Genomic DNA, 15,318 nt, shown 5'->3' with positions numbered 1-15,318 from the left:
TTTGTTCTAAATGCGCCGTATTCTTGCCCCCTTTCCGGGGCAGTCTTAAGCTCGGTCCAACCTGCACTGCCGAAGGGAATGTGTCATGGATTCCTATTCACTGGCGATATTGGGAAATGCCCTGCTGTCCGTCATGGCCCTGGGTCTGATCCTGGATCCGTTCGGGTTCTGGGATGGCGACGATGACGAGGATGACAGCGATACGGTCGAGGTCGACGACGACCAGACGGTGACGCTGACCGAGGGCAATGATCTGTTCACCGGGGGCAGCGGGGCCGACACGGTCTTTGCCGCCGAGGGCGACGACCAGGTGTCGGGGCTGGCCGGTGATGACGTGCTGTATGGCGGCGATGGCAACGACACGCTGGATGGCGGCGAGGGCAGCGATACGCTCGAAGGCAACCTGGGCGATGACATCCTGACCGGCGGGGCGGGCGATGACGTGCTGCTGGGCGGGTCGGGCACCGATACGCTGGACGGCGGCGCGGGCAACGACATCCTGTCCTCCGACCGGCTGGACGGTGAGGCTGATTTCGCCCGGGGCGACGTCGAGATCCTGTCGGGCGGCGAGGGTGACGACATCATCGTGATGTCCTCGGGCGACATGGCCAGCGGCGGCGAGGGCACCGACCAGTTCGGGCTGGTCGTGGTGGGCGACGAGGATCCGGCGGTGATCGAGGATTTCGACACCGAGACCGAGACGCTGGCGTTGTACTATGACCCCGCCGATTTCGACGATGCCGAACCGGAAATGACCGCGGCCTACGACGAGGACCTGGACGAGACCCAGCTGTCGCTGAACGGCGAACAGGTGCTGGCCCTTCAGGGCGTGCAGGGGATCGACCTGGAAACCGTCGAATTGCTGACCGAGGATGCTTTGGCGGGGTGATCGCCGGATGCGTATGGGCGGCGGATCGAGTGGTCTGCCGGTGGTATCGCGGGGCGCAGGACCGGTTCATGGGATGCGCGGACTTGTCGACCATGGGGTGCAATGCCGGTGGATGGGTTGACCGAATTGTTGACCAAGGGACGAACGCCGGTGGGAGTGCTGCCCGGACGTCTTGAGCACAGGTGTGCAACGCCGTTGGATGGGGTTTCCTGATTGTGTGGTCACAGAATTGCGAGATCTACGGACAGGATCGCCTGACGAGGTGATCACGGAAGCGCGCGACGGACGGATAGCATGGCTTTATGGGGTGGTCGCCGGAGTGCTGGGGCGGCGGATCGCTTGCCGTGACGGGCGGCCGCAGAACAGCGGCGCAGGTTGATCGAAGGCTCTTGCGGCAATCCCATGGGGCGACATGGCCGGCGGGTCGCACGCCCCCCTCGATCGATGTCCCCAACCCTGATCACGTTGCACGGTGTATCCTGCCCCTTGCTGGTCCTTCATCCATAACGGGAGTCTGCAGGTTGGATCTGGGTATTCGGGTTCCCCGTTTGGCGCAACCGCGCCGGGCGATGAGCCTTCAAACTGCTCAAGCCTCCGGCGCGCTTGCTGCGGTGTCCGGTCGGCCAGCGTGCCGCCAGACTGGCCGCAGGCTACAGCCGATATCCCCCCGAAACCGTCAGCACCTCGCCGGTGATGAAGGCCGCCGCATCGGAGGCCAGGAAGCGCACGGCTGCCGCGATGTCCTCGGGCTGGCCGGGCCGGCCCAGGGCGGTCATGTCGACGAACTGGCGCACCAGGTCGGGCGGGCGCGGGGCCTCGGGGATCTCGATCGGCCCGGGCGCCACGGCATTCACCCGGATGCCCTGCGGCCCCAGCTCCTTGGCCATGCCCCGGGTCCACAGGTTGAGCGCGGCCTTCGACGCCCCGTAGGTCACCGCATCGAGCGGTGGCATCTCGGCATTGACCGACGAGATCGACACCACCGCGGCGCCGGGGCGCAGGTGGGGCAGGGCGGCGGTCAGCAGCGCCACGGGCGCCAGGTAATTCACGTCAAAGATCTGCCGATGCGCCTCGCGGTCGTGGCTGTCGCGGGGCGTATGGGCCACGATGCCGGCATTGTTGACGATGACATCCAGCCGGCCGAAACGCGTCATGACCTCGTCGATCACCCGCCCGGCCGCGGCGTCTTCGCGGAAATCGGCCCGGATCGCGAGCAGCTCGGGATCGGCTTCCGGCCGGGTCGAGGACCAGGTGAAGGCCAGGTCGTGATCGCGGGCCATGTCGGCCACGATGGCCCGGCCGATGCCCCTGGCGCCGCCGGTGATCAGGGCTACCCTGCGCATGAGCGTGTCCTTTCGCTGTTCAATCCTCGTGCCCGGTGAGAACCGGCAAGGACCAGTCGCGGGCATGGGCGATCAGCCGCAGCACCACCGCCCCGGCAAAGATGACCACGGGCGCCACGTCGGGTGCAAGTGCCAGCCGGTCGCAGGCAAAGACGGCCAGGCCCACGAGCACGGCGATGATGCCGTAAAAGCCCGAGCGCAGCACGACCGGCACGTCGCCGATCAGGCTGTCGCGCAGCAGCCCGCCGCCCACCGCCGTCAGGAAGGCCAGCAGGGTCGTGCCGAACATGCCCAGCCCGTGCCCAAGCGCCAGCGACGCCCCGGTCAGCGCAAAGGCCGCCAGGCCGATGGCATCGGCGGCCACGAAGGTCCAGCGCCGCTCGACCCGGCGGATGCCCGTCCAGTGCAGGACCAGCCCGACGATCACCGTGCCCAGGATCAGCCCGGCGGCCAGTTCGTCGGTCAGGATGCGCGGCACCTCGCCCAGCAGAACCTGGCTGAGCGCGCCGCCGGCCGAGGCGGTCAGGTAGGCCACGATGACCACGCCCAGCAGGTCCAGCCGCCGCCGCGCCCCGGCGACAAAGCCGGAATAGGCAAAGGCCACCGTGCCGATGATGTCGAAAACACTGAACCACATGGGCCGTTCCTGCCTTTTGCGCGCCTGGTCGGACGGCCTGCTTATCGGCGGGCCGGGGGGCGATTGTCCAGCGCCGGGCGAATGCTGACAGGACCCTGTCAGCAGCTGTCTGCTAGGCGGGGGCACCGGAACAGACCGGACGGACCGGATCGAAAGGACACCCCATGCTGACCCTGTATTACGCCCCGCAAAGCCGCGCCACGCGGATCAACGTGCTGCTGCATGCCATGGGTATGCGCGACAAGGTGCGGCTGTGCACCGTCGACATCCTGCGGGTGGACGGCGGCGGGCGGACCGACCCGCGCAACCCGCACCCCGAGGCCAAGGTGCCCGCGCTCGACACCGGGCATGGTGTGATGACCGAAAGCAATGCCATCATGCTGTTCCTGACCGATCATTTCGACAGCCCGCTGGGGCGGGGCATCGGCCATCCCGACCGGGGCGCCTATCTGACCTGGCTCGGCTGGGCGGCGGGGGTGGTCGAACCCTGGTACGTGGCCAATGCCGGCGGCCATGGCAACGAGCCGCTGGTGCGGGCGACGTGGCGCGGCGAGGCCGAGATCGCCGACCGGATCGAAACCGCGCTGGCCCGGGGGCCCTGGCTGCTGGGCGAGCGGTATTCGGCGGCTGACATCCTGGTGGCCTCGGTCTGGCTCTGGGCGCCGGACTGGGCGCCGGATCGCCCGGCCCTGCGCGACTGGCTGGCGCGCTGCGCCGCGCATCCCAGCCAGCTCTGGGCCAATGCCCAGGACCGGGTGATGCTGGCCGCCTGACCCCTGCGGCCCGTCGCAGGCCCGGGGTGTTGCGGCGGGCGCAAACGCGCTATGGCCAAGGGGCCGCGCCCCGGGCCGGCGCTGGCAGGGAGGCCCGCAGCCATGATGGGCGAAGAAGACGTGATTGCGGATCTGGTGACGATCACCCGGCTGGGGATTGTCACCATCCTGTTGTGGCTGGGCTCGCGCGGGTGGGATATCTGGCAGGCCCGCAAGCGCCGGTCGGACGACCGCAAGTCGCTCCTGCGTGCGCTCTTTGCCGAGATTGATTTCAACGCCGCCGACATGAAGCGCTTTCTCGATACCGCGCCGTCCATCGCCCGGTTCGAACACCTGTTCCGCGATCCGCACTTCGTGCCGCATATCACCGATGCCCGCCACACCGATGTCTACCGCTCGCGGATCAGCGAATTGCATGCGATCGAGGACGGGCTGATCGGCGATGTCGTGCGGTTCTACGGCGACCTGGAAAAGATCAAGGCCCAGATCGACGGGCTGCAACAGGACAGTTTCCGCCGGATCTCGCCGGCCGGGCGGGTCGGGACGATCCGCAACATCTATGGCACCAGCGAGGATTGCGAGGCCCTGGGCCGCGAGATCCTGGCCAAGATGCAGCTGCGATACAGTGACCTGGAATTGAAAAGGCGCGCCGAACCGAAGTTGGCGCGCCCGGATGAGCATGACGACCACCTCGCAGGGCGGTTGCGCAAGCTGCAATCAGACTTGGATCGGGTCAGGGCTGGACATTCCTAGGCTCCTTCTCTCTCTCGGGTCTCCTGGGCACATAACTAACATGTGGGTGCCCGGGGCCGTTCTGTCAAGGTCCGCTGTGGCCTGGATCAGGCCGCGCGGGCCAGGTTGCGCAGCACGTAATGCAGCACCCCGCCGTTTTCGATATACTCGATTTCCACGGCGGTATCGATCCGGCACTTCAGGGTGATCGTCTTTTCGCTGCCATCGGCAAAGGTGATCGTGCAGGGCACCTCGGCCAGCGGGGTGATGGCATCCAGCCCGTGGATCGCCACGGTCTCTTCGCCGGTCAGGCCCAGGGTCTTGCGCGTGTCGCCGCCGGTGAATTCGAAGGGGATCACGCCCATGCCCACCAGGTTGGACCGGTGGATGCGCTCGAAGCTCTCGGCGATCACCGCCTTGACGCCCAGCAGGGCCGTGCCCTTGGCCGCCCAGTCGCGCGACGACCCGGCGCCGTATTGCTCGCCCCCGAAGATGACCAGCGGCACGCCCTTGTCCTGCCATTCCATCGAGGCATCGTAGATCGAGGTCTGGTCGCCGTCGGGGCCCTTGGTATAGCCGCCCTCGACGCCATCGAGCATCTCGTTCTTGATGCGGATGTTGGCAAAGGTGCCGCGCATCATGACCTCGTGGTTGCCCCGGCGCGAGCCGTAGGAGTTGAACTCGCGCAGTGGAACCTGGTGTTCGACCAGGTACTTGCCGGCGGGCGTGGTTTCCTTGAAGGACCCGGCGGGCGAGATGTGGTCGGTGGTGATCATGTCGCCCAGCACGGCCAGGATGCGCGCGCCGTCGATGTTCTCGATCTTCTTGGTGTCCATGGTCATGCCCTGGAAATAGGGCGGGTTCTGGACATAGGTCGAGGCCGGCGGCCAATCATAGGTCTGGGCATCGGTGGTTTCCACCGCCCGCCATTTCTCGTCACCCTTGAAGACGTCGGCATATTTCGACTGGAACGCCTCGCGGGTGACGGTCTTGTCGACCAGCTCGGAAATCTCGGCCTGGCTGGGCCAGATGTCCTTGAGATAGACGTCGTTGCCGTCCTTGTCCTGGCCGATCGGCTCGCGGGTGATGTCGACATTCATGTCGCCGACCAGCGCATAGGCCACGACCAGCGGCGGCGAGGCCAGGTAATTGGCCCGCACGTCGGGGCTGATCCGGCCTTCGAAGTTGCGGTTGCCCGACAGGACCGAGGTGGCCACCAGGTCGTAATCGTTGATCGCCTTTGAAATCGGCGCGTCCAGCGGGCCGGAATTGCCGATGCAGGTCGTGCAGCCATAGCCCACCAGGTTGAACCCGATGGCGTCCAGGTGCTCCTGCAGGCCAGCGGCCTCAAGGTATTCCGACACGACCTGGCTGCCCGGCGCCAGCGAGGTCTTGACCCAGGGCTTGCGCGTCAGGCCCAGCTCGTGGGCCTTCTTGGCCACCAGCCCCGCGCCGATCATGACATAGGGGTTCGACGTGTTGGTGCAGGACGTGATCGAGGCGATCACGATGGACCCGTCATGCAGCTGGTAGGGCCCGTCCTCGCCATGCACCCAGCCGTATTTGTGCAGCCCCTCGTTGCCGGGAATGTCGCGCGGCTCGGGCGCGCCGCCTTCGCCTTCCCAGCGGACCTCGGCCGTTTCGCTGGCGTCCTTGCCTTCGCGCAGGCCCTTGATGAACTGGCCAAAAGCGGTGCCGGCGCTGTCCAGCGCGATGTAATCCTGCGGCCGTTTCGGCCCGGAAATCGCCGGCACGATGGTGCCCATGTCCAGTTCCAGCGTGTCGGTATAGACCGGATCGTAATCCGGCGTCCGCCAGAACCCGTTTTCCTTGGCATAGGCCTCGACCAGCGCGATGCGGTCCTCGTCGCGGCCGGTCACGCGCAGGTAGCGCAGGGTTTCATCGTCGATCGGGAAGAAACCGCAGGTGGCCCCGTATTCCGGTGCCATGTTGGCAATCGTCGCCCGTTGCGCCAGCGGCAGGTTGTCGAGGCCCGGCCCGTAGAATTCGACGAACTTGCCGACCACGCCCTTGGCGCGCAGCATCTCGACGACCTTCAGCACCAGGTCGGTGCCCGTTGTGCCTTCGACCATCTCGCCGGTCAGCTTGAAGCCCACGACCTCGGGGATCAGCATGGAAATCGGCTGGCCCAGCATCGCGGCCTCGGCCTCGATGCCGCCCACGCCCCAGCCCAGGACGGCCGCGCCGTTGACCATGGTGGTGTGGCTGTCGGTGCCCACCAGCGTGTCGGGGTAGGCCACGTCTTCGCCGGCCTGGTCGGTGTCGGTCCAGACGGTCTGGGCCAGGTATTCCAGGTTGACCTGGTGGCAGATCCCCGTACCCGGCGGCACGACGCGGAAATTGTTGAACGCGTTCTGACCCCATTTCAGGAAGGTATAGCGTTCCATGTTGCGTTCGTATTCGCGGTCGACATTCATCTGGAACGCCCGCGGATTGCCGAACTCGTCGATCATGACCGAATGGTCGATGACCAGGTCGACGGGGTTGAGCGGGTTGATCTTCTCGGGGTCACCGCCAAGCGCCACGATGCCGTCGCGCATGGCCGCCAGGTCGACAACCGCCGGCACGCCGGTGAAATCCTGCATCAGCACGCGGGCCGGGCGATAGGCGATCTCGCGCGGGTTGTTGCCGCCCAGCGTGGCCCATTCGGCAAAGGCCCGGATGTCGTCGGTGCTGACCGTCTTGCCATCCTCGAACCGCAGCATGTTTTCCAGAACGACCTTCAGCGCGGCCGGCAGTTTCGAGAAATCGCCCAGGCCCGCTTCGGTTGCGGCCGGGATCGAATAATAGGCCACGCTCTGGTCGCCGACGCTGAGCGTGCGGCGGGTCTTGGCGGTGTCCTGTCCTACGGTGATGGGCATATGTGGCTCCCTCAGATCAAGAAGTTGGGGATGTTGCTGCCCTTCATATGTAGCCGGGAATCCGCGCGATCAACAGGTCGGATGCCGCGACTGCAAAATTTGTATACCGTTGCACACCGAAAATGTCCGGCAATGGCAACACTTTCGCAGGATCGCCGGGTTATCTCGAAAGGGTGATTGGCGTTTCAACCGGGCTGGTCCTAAACCCGATGCTGTTTTCAACCGCGAAAGACGTCCTGAATGCGCATGCTCGAACCCGTCGTCCTGTCCCTTGCTCTGGCCATTGGTGCGGCCGTTGCAACGCCCCTGCGGGCCGGCGAGAAAACGGTGGTGGTCGAGCTGTTCACCTCGCAGGGCTGTTCGTCCTGCCCGCCGGCCGATGCGCTGATGGAAAAGCTGGTGGCCAAGGATCACGTCATCGCGCTGTCGCTGCATGTGGATTACTGGGATTACATCGGCTGGAAGGACCGGTTTGCCGATCCGGCCTATACCGCCCGGCAAAAGGCCTATGCCCGGTCCAGCGGGCGCAACATGGTCTATACGCCCCAGATGATCGTCAACGGCATCGACCAGGTTGTCGGCGCCAAGCCGATGGAACTGGCCGACGTGATCACCGCCCATGCCGGGGCCGAGCGCCGGGCCGAGGTCATGGTCGAACGCGATGGCGACCGGCTGCGCATCGGCCTGCTGCCCCTGGGCGAGGGGCGCGGCGGGGCCTATGTGCTGCAGCTGGTGCGTTATACCGACGAACGCACGGTCAAGATCACCCGCGGCGAGAATGCCGGCCAGACCATCACCTATCTGCACGTGGTCGACGGCTGGGAGACCATCGGCGATTGGGACGGGGTCAGCGTCAAGTCGATCGAGGCACGGATCGACGGCGACCGGCCGGCCGTGATCCTCGTGCAGGAACAGGGCCCGGGCCAGATCATCGCGGCGGCCGAGCTGGACTGAACCGGTCGGGTTGTCCCGCTGGTTGCTTGATGCGGTCAGGTCTTTGGGGCCGCCAATCTCGCTCTGGGTCGGTCATTCCTGCACTCGGTCGCCTCAATCGGATAGGTCCTTCCGGGGGCCGAGCGTGATGTGTCCGATCAGATCATCTGGCCGCCCAAGCTGGATCCCAGCGGATTGATCATCGCGGCGGCCTATTGTGCCGGATCCGGGCAAGTCATTCGGGCGGCTGAATTTGCCAGGTCTGGTCATCGCGGCGTTCGGTACCTGCTGACCCGCTCGGATCATCCCGGCGCGAGGTACAACCGGAATGGACGGATGAGCCCGACAGCCGGTCGCACGCGGCTCATCATGTCAACCAAGCCGGCCCGTTGCCTCGAAGGTCAGACCTTCCACCGCCGGTGAATCCAGAACCATTGATCCATGTGTTCGCGCACCAGCGTTTCCAGCCGGTCGGTGATCTCGCGCGTCATGGTCTCGGGGTCGGAATGCGGGATCGGCTCCTGGGTCACGATCTCGAAGTTCAGCCCGTCGGGCTTGCGCAGCCCGTAGACCGGCAGCAACGGCGCGCCGAAGCGCAGGGCCAGTTCGGCCGTGACCAGCGAGGTCGCCGCGGGCTTGCCGAAGAAGGGCATGATCTCGCCGCCCACGGCATGCCGGTCGGCCACGATGGCCACCACGCCGCCGCCCTTGAGATGGCGCACCATGTTGGCCATGCCCTTGCGGCTCTGGGTGAAAAGCGGCTCGCCGATGGCCGTGATCGCCCGGGTGTAGTGCTTGTTGACATAGGGGTTGTCGAGCGGCCGATAGAACCCGCCGATCTCGAACCCGTGGTGGATCAGGCTGGCGCGGGCGGCGTCGTAATTGCCGAAATGTGCGGTGACGATGATCACCGGCTTGCCCTCGGCCCGGGCCTGTTCCAGCACCTCCAGCCCCGGCCCGGTGACCGGCGCCTGCTGGGCCAGCCGGACGAAGGGCGCGCCGGAATAGGTCTCGATCAGGGCGCGGCCCATGTTGTCGGGCACGGCGCGGACCATGCGGTCGACCTCGTCTGCGGGCATGTCGGGCAGGGTATGGGCCAGGTTGTTGCGGATGCGCTTGTCGAACCCGGCCAGCGGGGCAATGACCCGCGAGGTCAGCCAGCCGATGAACCGCACCCGGCTGGCATAGGGCAGCAGCCGGGCCGTGCCGATGACCGACATCAGCGCCAGGTTCGTCAGGTACTGGCCGGCGCGTTTGGGAAAGGAAGCTTTGTCAGGCATGGTCGCTGTCAGTTGCGGTGGGTTTCGCGGTACCAGACATACAGGCCCGCGCTGGAGATGACGATGGCCCCGAGGATGGTCCAACTATCGGGTATCTCGCCATAAAGGAACAGCCCCCAGAGCGCGGCCAGGACCAGGCCCAGGTAGGAATAGGGGGCCAGCATGGCGGCCTCTCCGGCGGTGAAGGCGCGGATCAGGAAGAGCTGGCCGGTGGTGCCTGCGGCGGCGATGACCAGCATCATCAGGATCGAGGTCGTGTCGAGCGGGGTCCAGGCAAAGGGGATGATGGCACTCAGCACCAGGGTGCCGACGGTGCCGGTGTAGAAGAGCGAGGTCCAGATATCCTCGTCGGCGCCGATCCGCCGGGTGATCAGCACGTAGGACGAATAGCAGCAGGCCGCGCCCAGGGGCAGCAGGGCGGCGGGGGTAAAGACCGCGCTACCCGGGCGGATGACCAGGAAGGCCCCGACAAGCGCGGCGACGATGCCGGCGATGCGGCGCGGGCCCAGGCGTTCGCCGAGAAACAGCGCGGCGCCCAGGGTGATCAGCACCGGGTTGACCGACATCAGCGCGCTGGCCTCGGTCAGGGGGATCAGGCTGAGCCCGGTAAAGAAGAACCCGGTGGCGCCCATCAGCAGGGCCGAGCGCAGGATCTGGGTGCCCGGCCGGCGGGTGCGGGCGACGCTGCGCAGGCGGGGCAGGACCAGCAGGGTGACCACGATCATCTGGCCGGTATAGCGGGCCCAGAGCGCGGGCAGCACGCCGACCCGCGGGGCAAAGCCCTTGACCGTGGCATCCATGACCGAAAAGGCCAGGACGGCCGCGAGCATGTAGAGGATGGCCTGGCGCTCGGAACTGCCGGGCAGGGCAACATGGGTCATACGCGGGACAGGAGGGCAACGGCAGGCATGGCTGCTGTCTTAGGGCCGGGGCGGGCCGCTGTCCATCACCTGCCACCGCATGCCGCCACCAGGGTGCGCGGGTCCAACCGGGGGGCGCCGTCGGTGGCGTGCAGGTCGGACCGGAGATCGCTGTCAGTGGCGCACGAGTCCGAGCAGGAGCGCCATCAGTGGCGTGCAGGTCGGATCGGTGGGCGCTGCCAGTGCCGCGCGTGTCCGAGCGGGGGCGCCATCAGCGGCGTGCAAGCCGAACCGGGGGGGCGTTAATGACGCACGGGTCCGAGCGGAGGGGCCGTCAGTGGTTTGCAGGTCGAACCAGGCGGCGCTGTCAGTGCCGCGCGAGCCCGAGCGTGGGGGCGATCAGTGACGCACGGGGCTGACCGAGCGAGCCGTCAATGACGCGCGGGTCCGAGCGGGGCGCCGTCAGTGGCGTGCAGGTCGGATCGGTGGGCGCTGTCAGTGCCGCGCGTGTCCGAGCGGGGGCGCCATCAGCGGCGCGCAAGTCGAACCGGGGGTCGCCGTCAATGACGCACGGGTCCGAGCGGAGGAGCCGTCAGAGGTGTGCCGGTCGGACCAGGCGGCGCTGTCAGTGCCGCGCGAGCCCGAGCGTGGGCGCCATCAGTAACGCACGGGTCCGACCGAGCGAGCCGTCAATGACGCGCGGGTCCGAGCGGGGCGCCGTCAGTGGCGTCCAGGTCCGACCGGGGGGCGCTATCAGTATCGCGCGCGTCCGCCCGGACACCATCAATGGCGCGCGTGTTCGACCAAGAGCGCCGCCAACGACGCGCAGGGCCATCCCTGAGCACGCCGTCAGTCGACCTGGACGTCGGGGCCATCCATCGGGATCAGCTTGATCTCGCCCTTTTCCACCTCGCCGTTGATCGCCTCGATCACCTGTTGCATCGCCGCCTCGACATCCTCGGCCCGTACGGTGCCGATCTCGTTGGTCTCTTCCTTCAGGTTGTCCGACATCCGCGTCGACAGGTTGCGATAGATGAATTCCGCCACCTCGCCGTAACCGGCCGCCTCGCAGCCGGCCAGGGCCGTGACCAGCGTCATCTGGTCGGCCGAGCGGATGATCTTGGGCACATCCATCGGATCGATCCGGTCGGGGATATGTTCAAAGGTGAAGATGTGGCGCTTGACCTGGGTGCTGAACGGCTGGTCGACCTCGTCGAGCGCGCCCAGCACCTCGTCGCGCACCGAGGCCGAGGTGCGGTTCAGGATCGCGCCCAGCCGTTCGTCGGGCCCGACATCAAAGGCCAGGTCGGGCTGGTCGTCGAATTGCTCGGCCAGCGACTGGCCGATGCGCAGTACGGCGTCGGGGGTCACGTTGCGCGTCAGCGACACCGCATGGGTGATCTTGCGCGCCATCGGCCCGGGCAGCAGGCCCAGCAGCGCCGCGGCCTTTTCGGTGCTCAGCTTCGACAGCAGCACGGCCGCCACCTCGATGCTTTCGCCCTTCATGATCTCGGCCAGCTCGGCCTCGGTTCGGTCCATCAGCCGGGGCCAGGGATCGCCGGATTTCGGCATGCCCGCCGCCTTGCGCAGCTTGTCCGCCGTCTTGACGCTGATCCGGCCATCCAGCGATTCGATGGCCGCATGCAGCCCGTGGGGGAAATGCAGCCCCACGCCATCGACCTGCGAGGCGAATTCCTGAAGCACGTCTTCAAGCGTGTCGCGGTCGACAAGGCCCATCCGGCTCATCTGCTGGGCCAGCTTGGCCTGCAGGTCCTCGGGCAATTGTTCAAGGGGAATGTCCGCGCCTTCCTTGAGCAGCAGCCGCACGACAATCGCCGCCTTGGACACGCTGTTGAGAGAGGACGCCCTGCCGCCGCCGTGGTTCATAGGGGACGGGCCGGAGGATAGATCTTCCAGTGGCGATGAACCGAAGTCCATCGCCATGGGAAGCTGTGAGCCAACTTCGTTCTGCATAGCCTGCTCTTGCCTGTATCGTCGACGCCGACACTAGACCGGCAGGCGTAAAGAAACGGCTAAGTTCAGTAGCTGTAGGTCATGCCCGTCATGATCGCCTCGCGCAGCGAAGCCTCGGCCCAGGTCTTGTCCCCGCCACGGGCGACGATTTCCTTCCACTGGGTGATGGCCTCTTCGATGCGGCCCTGGGCGACATAGCCCTGGCCCATGTAGGAGCGCGCCAGGATATTGTCGGGATTGCTGGCCAGGGCCTGCTGGTAATACTCTTCGGCCAGGGCGTCATGGCCCATCTTGCGGTGGGTGAAGCCCCAGTAGGTCAGCACCCGGTCGTCGTCCTGGTCCATCACCGACAGCACTTGCTGGGCACGGTCGTATTCCCCGGCATAGGCCAGCTCGCGCACGGCGCCGTAAAGCAGGTCCGGGTCCAGGGCCGAGCTTTTCTCGACCTTGACGCATTTCTTGGTCGCCGGGTCGAAGACCTTGCCGAAGAGGCAGGTCTTGGTGGTCTCGGTCGGCTTGGGCGGGGCGTCGCTGCCCGATCCGGCGGCCAGGGCCAGGCCGGGGATGGCAATGGCCGCGGTCACGGCCGAGGTCAGGGCGAGGGCGGTGAGCTTGCGCATGGGATACTCCAATGTCTGACGCGTGTCGGGCAGGACCCGCAGGAAGGGAACGGCAGGCGAAACCCGCCGGGATTGTGCATCGTTTGCGCTTATGGGTCGTGTCCGGGGCCCTGACGGTTCATCACGAAACCGTGATCATCCCGGCCAGGCGCCCCGCCCATGCGGCGGGCGCGCCCGGCCTTGGGGGCGGTGGCCTAGCTGGTCACCTGGTCGACACAGGCCATGGCTTCGCTGTCCCAGGTCGTGCCCGGAGCGCAGCTCTGGGCCTGCTGCTTGCTCCAGTTGCATTCGGCAAAGCCCAGGGCGGGCAGGCAGGTCAGGGCAAGTGCGGCAAGTGCGGTCTTGACGGTCATGGCATCCTCCTGTGGGCCGGCAGGGAGCATCCGCCGCCGGGTGGCCCGAGGGTAACAGAGGCCGGGCCGTTCCCGAACGAAAAAGACCCCGGCCGCGCGTGCCGGGGTCTGTGATGGGCCTTTTGCCGCCGGTTCGGGCGCGCGGATCCGCGATCCGCCGCCCGTGGCGCGATCACTCGCCGAAGACGCGGGCGAAGATCGTGTCGACATGCTTGGTGTGATAGCCCAGATCGAATTTCTCCTCGATCTCCTCGGCCGACAGCGCGGCGGTCACATCGGCATCACCCAGCAGCTCGGTCTTGAAATCCTTGCCTTCTTCCCAGACCTTCATGGCGTTGCGCTGGACCAGCTTGTAGCTGTCCTCGCGGCTGACACCGGCCTGGGTCAGCGCCAGCAGAACCCGCTGCGACATCACCAGCCCGCGGAACTTGTTCATGTTGGCCAGCATGTTGTCGGGATAGACCACCAGCTTGTCGATCACCCCGGTCAGCCGGGCCAGGGCGAAATCGAGCGTCACGGTCGCATCGGGGCCGATGTTGCGCTCGACCGAGGAATGGGAAATGTCGCGCTCGTGCCAGAGCGCCACGTTCTCCATCGCCGGCAGGGCCATCGACCGCACCAGCCGGGCCAGGCCGGTCAGGTTCTCGGTCAGCACCGGGTTGCGCTTGTGCGGCATGGCCGACGAGCCCTTCTGGCCGGCGCTGAAGAATTCCTCGGCTTCCAGCACTTCGGTTCGCTGCATGTGGCGGATTTCGGTCGCGATGTTCTCGACCGACGAGGCGATCACGCCCAGCGTGGCAAAGAAGGCCGCGTGGCGGTCGCGCGGGATGACCTGGGTGGAAATCGGCTCGGGCACCAGGCCCATCTGGTCGCAGACATGTTCCTCGACCCGCGGGTCGATATTGGCAAAGGTGCCCACGGCCCCGGAAATCGCGCCGGTGGCAATCTCGGCCCGGGCGTCGCGCATGCGGCTGAGGTTGCGATCCATCTCGGCATAGAACCGGGCAAAGGTCAGGCCCATGGTCGTCGGCTCGGCATGGATGCCGTGCGACCGGCCGATGCGCACGGTGTCCTTGTGTTCGATGGCCCGGCGCTTGAGCGCGGCCAGCAGGCCTTCGAGATCGGCGATCAGGATGTCGGCCGCGCGGGTCAGCTGGACGTTGAACGTCGTGTCCAGCACGTCGGACGAGGTCATGCCCTGGTGAACGAAGCGCGCCTCGTCATTGCCGATGATCTCGGCCAGGTGGGTCAGGAAGGCGATGACGTCATGCTTGGTCACGGCCTCGATCTCGTCGATCCGCGCGACATCGAATTCGACATCCTTGGCTTTCCACACGGCGGCGGCGTTTTCCTTGGGGATCACGCCCAGCTCGGCCATGGCGTCACAGGCATGGGCCTCGATCTCGTACCAGATGCGGAACTTCGTCTCTGGCGACCAGATGGAAACCATGTCGGGGCGGGAATAGCGCGGGATCATGCAATGCATCCTGGTTGTGGGGAAGTCGTGCGGGGCTATAGACTGTGTGCCGCGCAACGGCAAGGGAGGCGCGGATGACTGGGACAGGGCGGCCCTGCGTGGCCGGGGATTTCGCCGGCAGCTGGACGCTGGAGCGGCACATCGAAGACGCGCTCGGCCCGCCGGCCCGGTTCACGGGCACCGCCCGCTGGACGGCCGAGGGCGATGGGTTCGTGCAGGTCGAGACGGGCACGTTGCAGATCGAGGGGCAGGGGCGGTTCACGGCCGAGCGGCGCTATCGCTGGGGGGCGGACCTGGCGGTGTTCTTCGACGACGGCCGGTTCTTTCACCAGGTGCCGGCCCGGGGCGGGCGGGCCGATCATTGGTGCGATCCCGATCGCTACGTGGTCGATTACGAATTCCTGTTGAGCGCCAATGCCCTGGCCGAATTCCACACGACCTGGCAGGTCGACGGCCCGCGCAAGTCCTACCGCATGGTCTCGGCCTACCGGCGCCTGGCGGACGGCCCCGGGGCCGATATGGCGGATTCTGCAGGCGCGAAATCGTGCTTGCGATGACGATGCCG

The 15,318-nt window shown here is 66.6% G+C and carries 14 protein-coding genes and 1 pseudogene; 5 read left to right on the top strand and 10 right to left on the bottom strand.

Annotated elements, in window-relative coordinates; genetic code table 11:
* The first annotated feature begins 85 nt into the window (after positions 1–85).
* Positions 86–889 carry a calcium-binding protein gene (locus tag ACK3BB_RS14600; RefSeq protein WP_428925371.1) on the top strand — a complete coding sequence of 268 codons (804 nt, stop codon included), beginning with the start codon at positions 86–88 and terminating at the stop codon, positions 887–889.
* A 504-nt stretch (positions 890–1,393) separates the two neighbouring features.
* Here the strand turns inward: ACK3BB_RS14600 and ACK3BB_RS14595 are convergent.
* From ACK3BB_RS14595 to ACK3BB_RS14585, 3 genes and pseudogenes are all read right to left on the bottom strand, one after another.
* A pseudogene (locus ACK3BB_RS14595) lies at positions 1,394–1,519 on the bottom strand (IS3 family transposase); the annotation flags it as partial.
* 20 nt (positions 1,520–1,539) lie between these two features.
* Positions 1,540–2,232 (bottom strand): SDR family NAD(P)-dependent oxidoreductase, encoded by a 693-nt coding sequence (locus ACK3BB_RS14590; protein ID WP_428925370.1) that lies wholly within the window; start codon positions 2,230–2,232, stop codon positions 1,540–1,542.
* A 19-nt stretch (positions 2,233–2,251) separates the two neighbouring features.
* Positions 2,252–2,869, bottom strand: coding sequence for a trimeric intracellular cation channel family protein (locus ACK3BB_RS14585; protein WP_428925369.1), 618 nt, complete (start codon positions 2,867–2,869; stop codon positions 2,252–2,254).
* A gap of 164 nt (positions 2,870–3,033) precedes the next feature.
* On the opposite strand from ACK3BB_RS14585, the gene ACK3BB_RS14580 reads away from it, so the two are divergent.
* Both ACK3BB_RS14580 and ACK3BB_RS14575 read left to right on the top strand, forming a co-directional pair.
* Positions 3,034–3,642, top strand: coding sequence for a glutathione S-transferase family protein (locus tag ACK3BB_RS14580; protein WP_428925368.1), 609 nt, complete (start codon positions 3,034–3,036; stop codon positions 3,640–3,642).
* Positions 3,643–3,744: 102 nt separating this feature from the next.
* A complete protein-coding gene (locus ACK3BB_RS14575) occupies positions 3,745–4,395 on the top strand; it encodes a hypothetical protein (RefSeq protein WP_428925367.1) in 651 nt (216 codons plus the stop codon).
* 86 nt (positions 4,396–4,481) lie between these two features.
* On the opposite strand, the gene acnA is transcribed toward ACK3BB_RS14575, so the two are convergent.
* A complete protein-coding gene (acnA, locus tag ACK3BB_RS14570) occupies positions 4,482–7,256 on the bottom strand; it encodes an aconitate hydratase AcnA (protein WP_428925366.1) in 2,775 nt (924 codons plus the stop codon).
* A 240-nt stretch (positions 7,257–7,496) separates the two neighbouring features.
* Here acnA and ACK3BB_RS14565 point away from each other — a divergent pair, with 240 nt between their 5' ends.
* Positions 7,497–8,210: a DUF1223 domain-containing protein gene (locus ACK3BB_RS14565; protein ID WP_428925365.1), complete on the top strand. Its 714-nt coding sequence runs from the start codon at positions 7,497–7,499 to the stop codon at positions 8,208–8,210.
* Positions 8,211–8,590: 380 nt separating this feature from the next.
* Here ACK3BB_RS14565 and ACK3BB_RS14560 read toward each other — a convergent pair whose 3' ends face one another.
* The 6 genes from ACK3BB_RS14560 to purB all read right to left on the bottom strand — a co-directional run bounded on the left by ACK3BB_RS14560 (position 8,591) and on the right by purB (position 14,753).
* Positions 8,591–9,469: a lysophospholipid acyltransferase family protein gene (locus tag ACK3BB_RS14560; RefSeq protein ID WP_428925364.1), complete on the bottom strand. Its 879-nt coding sequence runs from the start codon at positions 9,467–9,469 to the stop codon at positions 8,591–8,593.
* A gap of 8 nt (positions 9,470–9,477) precedes the next feature.
* Positions 9,478–10,350: a DMT family transporter gene (locus ACK3BB_RS14555; protein WP_428925363.1), complete on the bottom strand. Its 873-nt coding sequence runs from the start codon at positions 10,348–10,350 to the stop codon at positions 9,478–9,480.
* A gap of 828 nt (positions 10,351–11,178) precedes the next feature.
* Positions 11,179–12,216, bottom strand: coding sequence for a flagellar motor switch protein FliG (locus ACK3BB_RS14550; protein WP_428925362.1), 1,038 nt, complete (start codon positions 12,214–12,216; stop codon positions 11,179–11,181).
* 152 nt (positions 12,217–12,368) lie between these two features.
* Entirely contained in the window at positions 12,369–12,923 is a 555-nt protein-coding gene (locus tag ACK3BB_RS14545; protein WP_428925361.1) for a tetratricopeptide repeat protein, read from the bottom strand.
* Positions 12,924–13,117: 194 nt separating this feature from the next.
* Positions 13,118–13,276 carry a hypothetical protein gene (locus ACK3BB_RS14540; protein WP_428925360.1) on the bottom strand — a complete coding sequence of 53 codons (159 nt, stop codon included), beginning with the start codon at positions 13,274–13,276 and terminating at the stop codon, positions 13,118–13,120.
* 172 nt (positions 13,277–13,448) lie between these two features.
* Positions 13,449–14,753, bottom strand: coding sequence for an adenylosuccinate lyase (purB, locus tag ACK3BB_RS14535; protein WP_428925359.1), 1,305 nt, complete (start codon positions 14,751–14,753; stop codon positions 13,449–13,451).
* 74 nt (positions 14,754–14,827) lie between these two features.
* On the opposite strand from purB, the gene ACK3BB_RS14530 reads away from it, so the two are divergent.
* Entirely contained in the window at positions 14,828–15,310 is a 483-nt protein-coding gene (locus ACK3BB_RS14530; protein ID WP_428925358.1) for a DUF6314 family protein, read from the top strand.
* Positions 15,311–15,318: the final 8 nt, after the last annotated feature.

Source organism: Marinibacterium sp. SX1 (assembly GCF_050389775.1).
GTDB lineage: Bacteria > Pseudomonadota > Alphaproteobacteria > Rhodobacterales > Rhodobacteraceae > Marinibacterium.
The sequence above is the reverse complement of the archived record's forward strand: the minus strand, read 5'-3'. Positions and strand labels throughout refer to the sequence as shown.

Coding starts and splice junctions, on each gene's coding strand:
- ACK3BB_RS14600 (WP_428925371.1), top strand. CDS start 86: ATGGATTCCTATTCACTGGCGATATTGGGAAATGCCCTGCTGTCCGTC.
- ACK3BB_RS14590 (WP_428925370.1), bottom strand. CDS start 2,232: ATGCGCAGGGTAGCCCTGATCACCGGCGGCGCCAGGGGCATCGGCCGG.
- ACK3BB_RS14585 (WP_428925369.1), bottom strand. CDS start 2,869: ATGTGGTTCAGTGTTTTCGACATCATCGGCACGGTGGCCTTTGCCTAT.
- ACK3BB_RS14580 (WP_428925368.1), top strand. CDS start 3,034: ATGCTGACCCTGTATTACGCCCCGCAAAGCCGCGCCACGCGGATCAAC.
- ACK3BB_RS14575 (WP_428925367.1), top strand. CDS start 3,745: ATGATGGGCGAAGAAGACGTGATTGCGGATCTGGTGACGATCACCCGG.
- acnA (WP_428925366.1), bottom strand. CDS start 7,256: ATGCCCATCACCGTAGGACAGGACACCGCCAAGACCCGCCGCACGCTC.
- ACK3BB_RS14565 (WP_428925365.1), top strand. CDS start 7,497: ATGCGCATGCTCGAACCCGTCGTCCTGTCCCTTGCTCTGGCCATTGGT.
- ACK3BB_RS14560 (WP_428925364.1), bottom strand. CDS start 9,469: ATGCCTGACAAAGCTTCCTTTCCCAAACGCGCCGGCCAGTACCTGACG.
- ACK3BB_RS14555 (WP_428925363.1), bottom strand. CDS start 10,350: ATGACCCATGTTGCCCTGCCCGGCAGTTCCGAGCGCCAGGCCATCCTC.
- ACK3BB_RS14550 (WP_428925362.1), bottom strand. CDS start 12,216: ATGAACCACGGCGGCGGCAGGGCGTCCTCTCTCAACAGCGTGTCCAAG.
- ACK3BB_RS14545 (WP_428925361.1), bottom strand. CDS start 12,923: ATGCGCAAGCTCACCGCCCTCGCCCTGACCTCGGCCGTGACCGCGGCC.
- ACK3BB_RS14540 (WP_428925360.1), bottom strand. CDS start 13,276: ATGACCGTCAAGACCGCACTTGCCGCACTTGCCCTGACCTGCCTGCCC.
- purB (WP_428925359.1), bottom strand. CDS start 14,753: ATGATCCCGCGCTATTCCCGCCCCGACATGGTTTCCATCTGGTCGCCA.
- ACK3BB_RS14530 (WP_428925358.1), top strand. CDS start 14,828: ATGACTGGGACAGGGCGGCCCTGCGTGGCCGGGGATTTCGCCGGCAGC.